The sequence below is a fragment of the Serratia sp. SSNIH1 genome (assembly GCF_002935055.1).
Classification (GTDB): domain Bacteria; phylum Pseudomonadota; class Gammaproteobacteria; order Enterobacterales; family Enterobacteriaceae; genus Serratia; species Serratia nevei.
Map to the genome: position 1 here is coordinate 870,072 of NZ_CP026383.1, position 10,678 is coordinate 880,749.

Genomic DNA, 10,678 nt, shown 5'->3' on the forward strand with positions numbered 1-10,678 from the left:
TTGCTTCCATGGGCCGCGGTTGACCCTGACAGGAGGCTGAATAATCCGTAAGGAGCAATTCGATGCGTCATTACGAAATCGTTTTTATGGTCCATCCTGACCAAAGCGAACAGGTTCCGGGCATGATCGAGCGTTACAGTGCTACCATCACTAACGCGCAAGGTCAGATTCACCGTCTGGAAGACTGGGGCCGCCGTCAGCTGGCTTATCCGATCAACAAACTGCACAAAGCTCACTACGTTCTGCTGAACGTTGAAGCGCCGCAGGAAGCGATCGATGAGCTGGAAACTAACTTCCGCTTCAACGACGCCGTTATCCGCAGCATGGTTATGCGCGTTAAGCACGCGGTAACTGAAGCATCTCCGATGGTTAAAGCGAAAGACGAACGTCGTGGCGATCGCCGCGAAGACTTCGCTAACGAAACCGCAGATGATGCAGATGCTGGGGATTCTGAAGAGTAATTGCCGCCGTGACGGCTAATCGTCTGGTTTTGTCGGGCACTGTGTGCAAGGCGCCGGTTCGAAAAGTGAGTCCTTCCGGGATACCGCACTGCCAATTTGTGCTAGAGCACCGTTCGCAGCAGACGGAAGCCGGATTCAGCAGACAAGCATGGTGCCGAATGCCCGTGGTTGTCAGCGGACAACAGTCACAAGCACTAACTCAAAGATTAACGGTCGGCAGTCAGATTACCGTGCAAGGCTTTGTAAGCTGCCATCAAGGGCGCAACGGGCTGAGCAAATTGGTTCTGCATGCCGAGCAGATTGAATTGATAGATTCTGGAGACTAGCCAAATGGCACGTTATTTCCGTCGTCGCAAGTTCTGCCGTTTCACCGCGGAAGGCGTTCAAGAGATTGACTATAAAGACATCGCTACGCTGAAAAACTACATCACCGAAAGTGGTAAAATTGTACCGAGCCGTATCACCGGTACTCGTGCAAAATATCAGCGCCAGCTGGCCCGTGCTATCAAGCGCGCGCGCTACCTGTCTTTGTTGCCGTACACTGATCGTCATCAGTAATCGGCCACTGTCCATTAACGACTTTGAGAGGATAAGGTAATGCAAGTTATTCTGCTTGATAAAGTAGCAAACCTGGGCAGCCTGGGTGATCAAGTTAACGTTAAAGCGGGCTACGCTCGTAACTTCTTGGTACCACAGGGCAAAGCTGTTCCTGCTACCAAGAAAAACGTTGAGTTCTTCGAAGCACGCCGTGCTGAACTGGAAGCCAAACTGGCTGACGTTCTGGCTGCTGCTGAAGCTCGCGCAACCAAGATCAACGAACTGGGTTCAGTCACCATCGCTTCCAAATCTGGCGACGAAGGTAAACTGTTCGGCTCTATCGGCACCCGCGACATCGCTGACGCAGTGACTGCGGCAGGCGTTGAAGTTGCCAAGAGTGAAGTTCGTCTGCCGAACGGCGTTCTGCGTACCACTGGCGAGCACGAAGTGCACTTCCAGGTACACAGCGACGTGTTCGCACAGCTGAATGTAGTTGTGGTTGCAGAAGCGTAATTTACGCTGCTGTTAACCCGGTTAAAACGCCAGCCTCGCGCTGGCGTTTTGCTTTTCTGCGCCCGGCAAAACGCGCTACGCTTGAAGACGGGATGAAAAGGAGAGCGTGCGATGGCAAAGATTACGCTACAGCGGGTTTATGATTTCAGCGCGCCGGCGCCGGAACACTGTTATCTGATAGACAGGCTATGGCCGCGCGGCATCAGCAAGGAGCGGCTGACGGGCGTGCAGTGGCTGAAACAGGTGGCGCCGGATGACGAACTGCGCAAGTGGTTCCATCAGCATACCGACCAGTGGGCGGTCTTCGAGGCGCGTTACCGCCAACAGCTGGCGGCCAACGACGCCTGGCAGCCGCTGGTGGCGCTGTTACGGCAGGGGCAAACGCTGACGCTGCTGTATGGCAGCAAAGATACCGAGCACAACCAGGGCGTGGTGCTGCGCGAGTTTTTGCTGGCGCAGCTGTAGGGATTAGCGTTCCCGGCGGTAGCTGCCGTCGGCCTGGCGGCGGAACAGCGCCTGGCTGTTGTCCACCGTGGTGACCGACAGCGCGTTAATCACGCCGTTGGCGTCGCGTTCGATGCGCACTTCCTGGCCGGCTTTCATGTTGCTCAGCGGCTTGTCGCCGCCTTCCACCTGCGCCATGGCGAACACTTCATTCACCGGCAGATTGTTGTCGCGAAACAGCTGGGCCAGGGTCTGGCCGGGCTGGATCTGATAACGCTGCCAGTTGCCCGCCAGCGTTGGTTCGTTGGCAGACGTGGTGCCGCCGTTTTGCAGATCGGCCTGCAGCGGCACGCTGGTTTCCTGCTGGGAAACCGGGAACGGCTGTCTTTCGGGCGAGTACGGCCACAGCAGGGCCAGCAGCAGGATGATGCCGAAGATCAGCACCCAGCGGCGGTGGAAGTAGGGCAGCGGCTCCATCCAATGGAAACCGTCCGGCAGATGCCAGACTTTGGCCAGCAGCGCTTTGACCTGCTGCATTTTGTCGTTGGCCGGCGGTGGCTCCGATGGCGGTTCCGCGCCTTCAGACGTGGGTGCGGCGCCCGGTTTCAGGCGCTGGCTGACATTCAGCCAGGTGCGCAGCAGCGGCTGGTAGATGCGGGTGGTTTTCCTTCTCCTGGGCGCGATTCTGCCCATGGTGACCTCTCTTCGACGGCGTAGTAATTAGCGCGGCGCGGCAAGCGCCCCGCCTGCCCGATATCCTGCTTTCAGTATAGTCCGCTAACTGATTGAAGCGAAAGGCAGCTGAGCGGCAGAGCCGCGGTTTGCGGCTGCGGGCGTTAACAGAAGGTTATTGTTTCTTTTTCTACGACAAAAGTCATCATTCTCCACACAAGATTTTACCCGACATTGACGCGCTGTTATGCTGCGCTTTCGACTTTTTACAGACTTAAGGAAAACCCCATGACAACCCCTTCTTTTGACAGCGTTGAAGCGCAAGCAAGTTACGGGATTGGTTTACAGGTCGGCCAGCAGCTGCAAGAGTCCGGGCTGGAAGGTTTGCAACCGGAAGCTTTGCTGGCGGGTCTGCGTGACGCGCTGGAAGGGAATGCCCCGGCGGTTCCGGTAGACGTGGTGCACCGTGCGCTGCGTGAAATCCACGAGCGTGCGGACGCGGTGCGCCGCGAGCGCCAGCAGGCGATGGCCGTTGAAGGCCAGAAATTCCTGGACGACAACGCCAAGCGCGACGACGTGACGCTGACCGAGTCCGGCCTGCAGTTCTCCGTGCTGGAGCAGGGCAACGGCCCGATCCCGTCCCGTCAGGATCGCGTGCGTGTGCACTACACCGGTCGTCTGATCAACGGCGATGTGTTCGACAGCTCGGTTGAGCGCGGCCAGCCGGCAGAATTCCCGGTCAGCGGCGTGATCCCAGGCTGGATCGAAGCGCTGACCCTGATGCCGGTCGGCTCCAAATGGCAGCTGTATATCCCGCACAACCTGGCCTATGGCGAGCGTGGCGCTGGCGCGTCCATCCCGCCGTTCAGCGCGCTGGTGTTCGACGTCGAGCTGCTGGAAATCCTGTAATCCCACCGAGGATTGCTCTGGGCGCCTTCGTGGCGCCCTTATTTTATGCGCCGCGCAGCGCGCGCGGGAACAGCAGGTTGTTTTCCAGGCTGATGTGCTCCATCAGATCGCCGATGAACTCGTCGATGCCGGTGTACAGCGCTCGCCAGGTGGTGCAGGCGCCCTCCGGCGGCGTGACGTTATCGGTGAGGAACTTCACCACTTCCAACTGCTCACCCACCTCGTCATGTTCATGCTCCATCACCGAGATCGGTCCGGCGGCCTGCGGCCCCATGCCCTGTTTGATCAGCGGGAACAGGATCTGTTCCTCTTTCATCATGTGATTCTCCAGATCCAGGCGGATCCGGTTCAGCTGCTTCGCCAACCCGCGCGGGCAGCTGGGCTTGTCGCCGTGCACGCGTTCGACCTTTTCCGCCATCAGCACCAGTTCTGCCAGCTGCTCGCGGTGCCGCTGATGAAAGCGTGGCAGAATGTAGTCGATCACCTCACCGAGCGGCGCCGTGCGCCAGTCCCGGCTTGGCTCCGGCGTGGCGGCCAGGGCGGCCAGTTCGTTTTCCAGCCTGTCGATATCTAACCTTCTGCGCTCGGCGGCGCGTGCCAGCGATTGCCGGCCGCCGCAGCAGAAATCCAGCTGATGCTGGCGAAACAGACGGGATGCACGGGGAATGGCGATAGCGAGCGCGCCAAGGGATTGATTGCGGTAATCCATGGTAGTGCCTCTTTAAACGAAGGAATCTTATAACGTGCATTTTAAATGCAATTTAAAGGGCGCGCCAGCGGGAAAATCGAAGAGAAGGTGGCCGGGGTGAGGCCCCGGCCGGGTGATTATTTCGCGCTGAGATCGATGCGATACACCGCGAAGCCGATGCGGTCATTGCCCTCGGCGGTCATCGGATATTGAGCGTGCTCCTTGATAAACGCCGTCGCTTTGTCCGACGGCGAGGTCTCGAAGCGGATATCCAGCGGCTGCTGGCTGCTGAAGGTCGCCAAACGCCAGTTGTTGTCCGCCTGCGGATGCACCGCGCCGTGTCGCTGGGTTTCGGTGCTGATGTAGGCCGCCAGCACTGAACGGTTCTCATCCGGCGAAGCGAAGGCGATGTGTTTGTCGCCGGTGCCGGCAAATTTGCCGCCGTAGGCGCGGTAGTTGTTGGTGGCGACCAGGAAGGTGGCGTTCGGATCGATCGGCTTGCCGTTGAAGGTCAACTGCTTGATGCGCTCTGCCTTATCGTTGATCAGCTGGCATTCACCGTCGTAGCGCGCCGGCTGGCTGACGTCGATCTGGTAATTGACGCCGTCGATCACGTCGAAGTTATAGGTGCGGAAGCCGTCCCAGTTGATCAAGCCCTGCGGCTTGGCGCTGTTGACGTCGATCTGGTTGAACTGGCCGGCGGAGCACTCCAGCCACTCTTTCACCTCTTTGCCGCTGGCCTTCACCACCACCAGGGTATTGGGGTAGAGATAGAGATCGGCGGCGTTGCGGAAGGTGAGTTGGCCCTTTTCCACTTCGACGAAGCTGGCCGGATCGTTCTTACGGCCGCCGACCTTGAACGGCGCCGCCGCCGACAGCACCGGCAGATCGGCCAGATCCGGATCGCCCTGAATGTAATGTTCAACGTAGGCTTTCTGCGCATTGTTGACGATCTGCACCGTCGGATCGTCCTGCACCAGCGCCAGATAGCTGTACATGTTGCCGTCGGATTTGCCGATCGGCTGGCTGACGAACTCGCGCGTGCCCTTGTGATCGTCCGCCAACACCTTCACCAGCGCGGCGTCTTCCGCCGCCAGCGATTTCTTGTTCTCTTTGTCGTAGATCGGCCGTGCTTCCGCTTTGGCGGCGGTCACTTTCCAGCTACCGCTATCGTTGTTGAGCTGCAGGTCGACCACGCCGAGATGATCGCCCCATTGGCCCGGCATCACCGCCGGTACGCCGTTCAGCAGGCCCTTATCGATATCCGCGCCTTTGATGTTGGCGAAGTCCTTGCTCGGGAACACCGCATGGGCGTGGCCGAACATGATGGCGTCGATGCCCGGTACCTGGCTGAGGTAGTAGACCGAGTTTTCCGCCATTGCCTTGTAAGGCTCGCTGGACAGCCCGGAATGTGGGATCGCCACCACCAGATCGGCGCCCTGTTTACGCATTTCCGGCACGTAGCGTTTGGCGGTGGCGGTGATGTCGTCCACCGTCACCTTGCCCTGCAGGTTAGCCTTGTCCCACACCAGGATCTGCGGCGGCACGAAGCCGATGTAGCCGATGCGCAGCGTATGCGCCTTGCCGTCGCGGTCTTTCACCGGCGTATCGACGATGATGTACGGCGTGAACAGCGGTTTTTGCGTTTTGGCGTCGATGACGTTGGCGTTGATATACGGGAACTTGGCGCCGGCGATGGCGTTTTTCAGGTAGTCCAGCCCGTAGTTGAATTCATGGTTGCCGATGTTGCCGACCACATAGTCCAGCGTATTCATCGCCTTATAGACCGGATGCACGTCGCCCGGTTTCAGCCCCTTGGCCGCCATGTAGTCGCCGAGCGGGCTGCCCTGAATGATGTCGCCGTTGTCCACCAACACCGCGTTGGTAGCCTGCTGGCGCGCCTGCTGGATCAGGCTGGCGGTGCGCACCAGGCCGAATTTATCGGTTGGCGTGTCCTTGTAGTAATCGAAGTCCATCATGTTGCTGTGCAGGTCGGTGGTTTCCAGCACGCGCAGGTCGACGGTGGCCGCCTGCGCCGAGGCGCACACCAGCAGCGCAAGCGCGGACAGCGTCAGGGGATGCTTCATCATTTTGGGCTCTCTCCATTTCATTATTCGAGTGTTATCGCAGAGGGAAATGTAATTAACATTGCTTGCCACAGCAAACTGTGAAGTGTGGCAGAAAACGGCGGCAGGTAACGCGGGGAAGTTCACAGTTGTGCCCAACAAGATCTGATGAATTCCTGGGGGTTAGCCGGTTGAGATGGATATTCGGCGTAAAAAAAACTAGTCTGCTAGCAGAGACAGGGGGAAATTTCCCACGGAGATGCAGAGTTGAGGTGCATGATGTTAGAGCGAATTTGCCAACTGTCCCGCGAGGCGGGGGCGGCGATCATGGCGGTGTACGACGGTGAACAACCGCTTGATGTCGCACAGAAGAACGATGATTCACCGGTGACGGCGGCCGATCTGGCGGCACATCACATCATCAAGCGCGGCCTGGCGGCGCTGACGCCCGAGGTGCCGCTGCTGTCGGAAGAAGATCCGCCGGCGTGGGAAGAGCGCCGCAACTGGACGCGTTACTGGCTGGTCGATCCGTTGGACGGCACCAAAGAGTTCTTGCACCGCAACGGTGAGTTCACGGTCAATATCGCCCTGATTGAAGACGGGCAGGCGGTGATGGGGGTGGTGTACGCCCCGGCGATCGACGTGCTGTATCTGGCGGAGCGCGGCAAGGCCTGGAAAGAAGAGAAGGGCGTGCGGCAGGCGATCGGCGTCAGCAACGCGCATCCGCCGCTGGTGGTGGTGAGCCGCTCGCATATCGACGACGAACTGAAAGACTATTTGCAGCAGCTGGGTGAGCACCAGACCGTGTCCGTCGGCTCCTCACTGAAGTTCTGCCTGGTGGCGGAAGGCAAGGCGCAGCTCTATCCGCGCTTCGGGCCGACCAACATTTGGGATACCGCCGCAGGGCATGCGGTGGCGGTGGCTGCCGGGGCGCAAATTCACGATTGGCAGGGCAAGCCGTTGCTCTATACCCCGCGTGAATCTTTCCTCAACCCCGGCTTCCGGGTGTCGCTGTTCTGAGTTAGTTCGCCAACAGCTGGTGCAGCTTGGACATTACCTGCTGCACCTCTTCCGGCGTCAGCGCGCCGTCTTTGGCGAACTGAATGCGCCCTTGCTTATCCAGCACCACAATAGCTGAGCCTTTCGGCTGCAGATCCCAGGCCTTGCGCACGTTGCCGTCGCTGTCGACGATAAACTGCGACCACGGGAACTCCTTCTTGCTGTCCTCAATGCTGCTGCGCACGAACATCGCGGTGCCCATCAGGGCATCGTCGGTGTTGACGATTGTCGTCGTTTGGTAACGATCGTGTGGTAGCTTCGCCTTCTTGATCGCTTCAATCAGTGGGTCGTTCATGTCTTTGGCGGAGCTGCGGCCGGCAATATGTTGTATCACTCGCACTTTTCCACTGAGCTGCGCGCTGTTCCAGTTCTGGTAGCTAAAATTACCGTCAGCGTAATTGAGCTCTCCTTTGTCACTGACGCCGACCGGCGACACGCGCTGCTGGAGCTGGAAGTTGTGCGCGGAAGCGAAAAGCGGGGCGAGCAGCAGGGATACCATCAGCATGCGACTTGTTTTCATGCTTTCTCCTTGTAATGAGTGGAATTTGTGCGACAGCACTTCGACAGCCTAAAGCATAGGATGTGATAAGAGGTCTGTCCTGTTAACCGGATCGCAGATTTTCCCTTGGTTCGCTAATCATCAGATTTTGAAGGGATATACTGAAAACGTTATAAATTATCATATACAATTCTGTCAAAAAGTGTAAATCCAGCGTAGATCACCGGGCAGAAGTGAACGTTCTGGTCTTTACTGGGTCTACTACATGCAATCAAGTTGCGTTCTGAATTTCGAGGCTGCCACCTTTGGCGGCTCGCTGAGCGCATGGATCAACGGGAGGAGCGTAAAAGAATGAGAATCTTCCAGCGTTATAACCCTTTGAAAGTGGCAAAGTACGTTAAGACCCTGTTTCGCGGAAGGCTGTATATCAAGGACGTGGGCGCATTTGAATTCGACGAGGGGAAAATCCTGCCGCCGAAGATTCGTGACAAGCGCCATTTCAGCGTGATGTCTGAAGTGAACCGCCAGGTGCTGCTGTTGCAGGCCGAGTTTGGCTGAACACTACGCTGACAGCGATAAAAAAATGCGGCCCCGATGGGGCCGCTGATGTTTTTGCCGGCTGGCGTCAAGCCGCCGGGGTGTCTTCCGGGGCTTTCGGCAGTACCGCCGCCGGTTTGTCGCTCAGCCGGGTGACCAGCAGCTGGTCTATCTTGTAGCTGTCGATATCCACCACTTCGAACTTGTAGCCGGCGTATTTGACAAAGTCGGTGCGTTTCGGGATCTTGCGCAGCATATACATCATAAAGCCGCCGATGGTCTCGTAGTTGCCCGCCTGCGGGAACTCGTCGATGTCCAGCACGCGCATCACGTCGTCGATCGGCGTGCCGCCCTCAATCAGCCATGAGCTTTCGTCGCGCGCCACGATCTGCTCTTCCTGGCCTTGGCCAACCAGATCGCCCATCAGCGTGGTCATCACGTCGTTAAGGGTGATGATGCCTACCACCAACGCATATTCATTGAGGATCACCGCGAAGTCTTCGCCGGCGGTCTTGAAGCTTTCCAACGCTTCGGACAGCGTCAGCGTATCCGGCACGATCAGCGCCGAACGGATCTGCACGCCGCTGCTCAGCACCAGGCTCTGGTTACCCAGCACGCGGTTCAGCAGGTCTTTGGAATCGACGTAGCCGACCACCTGATCGATATGGCCGTCGCACACCAGGAACTTGGAGTGCGGATGGGTCGAGACCTTCTCCTTGATGCTCTCTTCGCTTTCGCGCAGGTCGAAGTACACCACGCTTTCGCGCGAGGTCATCGAAGACGGCACGGTGCGCGATTCCAGTTCGAACACGTTTTCAATCAGCTCATGTTCCTGCTTGCGCAGCACGCCCGCCAGGGCACCGGCTTCCACCACCGCGTAGATGTCGTCGGAGGTAATGTCGTCCTTACGCACCATCGGCAGCTTGAACATGCGGAAGATCAGGTTGGCCATGCCGTTGAAGAACCACACCAGCGGGCGGAAGATCATGATGGAGAAACGCATCGGGTTGATGATCCGGACGGCGACCGTCTCTGGTGCAATCATACCGATGCGCTTCGGGGTCAAATCGGCGAACAGGATAAACAGGCTGGTCACCAGCACGAAGGAGCAGATGAAGCTGACCTGTTCCGCCAGTTCGGGCGACAGGAATTTAATGAAGAATTGTTGGAAGGTGCCGGAAAACGCCGCGTCGCCGACGATACCGCCGAGGATGGCCACGGCGTTCAGGCCGATCTGCACCACGGTGAAGAAGATGCCCGGGGTTTCTTGCAGTTTAAGCACTCTGGCTGCGTTGACGTTGCCTTCGTCTGCCATCAGCTTCAGTTTGATCTTGCGCGAGGCGGCCAGAGAGATTTCCGACAGTGAGAAAAACGCACTCACCGCGATCAGAAAAAGAATCAGTAAAATACTGTTTAACATAATCTATCCATACGTGCCGACGGGATGCCGGCGCTCTTGAGGAAGGGTAGTACATAGTAAAAAAAGCAGCGATAACAACCAGAAGGGAAGCTATCGGGCCGCAGAAGCGGCCCGCATAGTATAGCAGTTGCCCCACAGGGGCCGCCAGCGGTTAAAAAAGTGCCGCCGGCCGGCATCGGATCAGCCCTGCGGCGGCAGGCAAACGCCGATGCCGCCCAGCCCGCAGTAGCCTTCCGGGTTTTTGAACAGGTACTGCTGATGATCGTCTTCCGCGTAATAGAACGGCAGCGCCGGCGCGATCTCGGTAGTGATGACGCGCTTGTCGCCCGCTGCGTCCATCGCCTGCTGGAAGCGCTGCAGGCTGCTTTCCGCCTCGGCCTGCTGCTCCGGGCTCAGCGTGTAAATCGCCGAGCGGTACTGGGTGCCGACGTCGCCGCCCTGGCGCATGCCCTGCGCCGGATCGTGATTTTCCCAGAATACCTGCAGCAGCTGTTTGTAGCTGATGACCTGCGGATCGAACACCACGCGCACCACTTCGGCGTGGCCGGTCTGGCCGCTGCACACTTCGCGGTAGGTCGGGTTTGGCGTATAGCCGCCGCTGTAGCCGGCGGCGGTGCTGTAGACGCCCGGCTGCTGCCAGAACAGGCGCTCGACGCCCCAGAAACAGCCCATGGCGAAGATCGCCACCTCCATGCCTGCCGGCACCTGGGTCATCGAGTGTTCGGTGACCACGTTGAGCGTTGCGACAGGCATTGGCGTGGTGCGGCCAGGCAGCGCGCTTGCCTTATCGACGGTTTGTGATTTATCAAAAAATGGCACCACGGTTGACTCCTGTTGTCACAGTAAGAATTGACCCTACATGGGGGCGGTTCG

The 10,678-nt window shown here is 58.4% G+C and carries 14 protein-coding genes; 8 read left to right on the forward strand and 6 right to left on the reverse strand.

The window, feature by feature from the left end; all coding sequences use genetic code 11:
* Positions 1–62: 62 nt before the first annotated feature.
* The 5 genes from rpsF (at position 63) to C3F38_RS04145 (ending at position 1,976) form a co-directional block, all read left to right on the forward strand.
* The gene (gene rpsF, locus C3F38_RS04125) at positions 63–461 is read left to right on the forward strand and encodes a 30S ribosomal protein S6 (protein WP_004933634.1); all 399 of its coding nucleotides are present in this window, start codon (positions 63–65) and stop codon (positions 459–461) included.
* An 8-nt stretch (positions 462–469) separates the two neighbouring features.
* Positions 470–787: a primosomal replication protein N gene (gene priB / locus C3F38_RS04130; protein ID WP_004933632.1), complete on the forward strand. Its 318-nt coding sequence runs from the start codon at positions 470–472 to the stop codon at positions 785–787.
* A gap of 4 nt (positions 788–791) precedes the next feature.
* The gene (gene rpsR, locus C3F38_RS04135; protein WP_000135199.1) at positions 792–1,019 is read left to right on the forward strand and encodes a 30S ribosomal protein S18; all 228 of its coding nucleotides are present in this window, start codon (positions 792–794) and stop codon (positions 1,017–1,019) included.
* A gap of 39 nt (positions 1,020–1,058) precedes the next feature.
* Positions 1,059–1,511, forward strand: coding sequence for a 50S ribosomal protein L9 (gene rplI / locus C3F38_RS04140; protein ID WP_004933629.1), 453 nt, complete (start codon positions 1,059–1,061; stop codon positions 1,509–1,511).
* A 111-nt stretch (positions 1,512–1,622) separates the two neighbouring features.
* A complete protein-coding gene (locus tag C3F38_RS04145) occupies positions 1,623–1,976 on the forward strand; it encodes a DUF488 domain-containing protein (protein WP_038879181.1) in 354 nt (117 codons plus the stop codon).
* A 3-nt stretch (positions 1,977–1,979) separates the two neighbouring features.
* Here the strand turns inward: C3F38_RS04145 and C3F38_RS04150 are convergent, their stop codons facing one another.
* On the reverse strand, positions 1,980–2,648 hold the full coding sequence (locus C3F38_RS04150; RefSeq protein ID WP_055317301.1) for an OapA family protein: 669 nt from the start codon (positions 2,646–2,648) through the stop codon (positions 1,980–1,982).
* Positions 2,649–2,915: 267 nt separating this feature from the next.
* On the opposite strand from C3F38_RS04150, the gene fklB reads away from it, so the two are divergent.
* Entirely contained in the window at positions 2,916–3,536 is a 621-nt protein-coding gene (gene fklB / locus C3F38_RS04155; protein WP_004933618.1) for an FKBP-type peptidyl-prolyl cis-trans isomerase, read from the forward strand.
* A 43-nt stretch (positions 3,537–3,579) separates the two neighbouring features.
* Here the strand turns inward: fklB and ytfE are convergent, their stop codons facing one another.
* Both ytfE and C3F38_RS04165 read right to left on the reverse strand, forming a co-directional pair.
* A complete protein-coding gene (gene ytfE, locus C3F38_RS04160) occupies positions 3,580–4,245 on the reverse strand; it encodes an iron-sulfur cluster repair protein YtfE (protein ID WP_055317300.1) in 666 nt (221 codons plus the stop codon).
* 116 nt (positions 4,246–4,361) lie between these two features.
* A complete protein-coding gene (locus tag C3F38_RS04165) occupies positions 4,362–6,314 on the reverse strand; it encodes a bifunctional 2',3'-cyclic-nucleotide 2'-phosphodiesterase/3'-nucleotidase (protein ID WP_047729274.1) in 1,953 nt (650 codons plus the stop codon).
* Between the two features lie 255 nt (positions 6,315–6,569).
* On the opposite strand from C3F38_RS04165, the gene cysQ reads away from it, so the two are divergent.
* Complete coding sequence (gene cysQ, locus C3F38_RS04170; RefSeq protein WP_047730802.1) at positions 6,570–7,310, forward strand: 3'(2'),5'-bisphosphate nucleotidase CysQ; 741 nt, start codon at positions 6,570–6,572, stop codon at positions 7,308–7,310.
* Position 7,311: 1 nt separating this feature from the next.
* On the opposite strand, the gene C3F38_RS04175 is transcribed toward cysQ, so the two are convergent.
* Positions 7,312–7,869 carry a YtfJ family protein gene (locus C3F38_RS04175; RefSeq protein WP_038879169.1) on the reverse strand — a complete coding sequence of 186 codons (558 nt, stop codon included), beginning with the start codon at positions 7,867–7,869 and terminating at the stop codon, positions 7,312–7,314.
* A gap of 330 nt (positions 7,870–8,199) precedes the next feature.
* Between C3F38_RS04175 and C3F38_RS04180 the strand changes: the two genes are divergently transcribed.
* A complete protein-coding gene (locus C3F38_RS04180) occupies positions 8,200–8,406 on the forward strand; it encodes a DUF1107 domain-containing protein (RefSeq protein WP_019453363.1) in 207 nt (68 codons plus the stop codon).
* 67 nt (positions 8,407–8,473) lie between these two features.
* On the opposite strand, the gene C3F38_RS04185 is transcribed toward C3F38_RS04180, so the two are convergent.
* Together C3F38_RS04185 and msrA are read right to left on the reverse strand one after the other, a co-directional pair.
* Positions 8,474–9,805, reverse strand: coding sequence for a hemolysin family protein (locus C3F38_RS04185; protein ID WP_038879165.1), 1,332 nt, complete (start codon positions 9,803–9,805; stop codon positions 8,474–8,476).
* Positions 9,806–9,985: 180 nt separating this feature from the next.
* On the reverse strand, positions 9,986–10,627 hold the full coding sequence (gene msrA, locus C3F38_RS04190; RefSeq protein WP_047729272.1) for a peptide-methionine (S)-S-oxide reductase MsrA: 642 nt from the start codon (positions 10,625–10,627) through the stop codon (positions 9,986–9,988).
* Positions 10,628–10,678 lie beyond the last annotated feature (51 nt).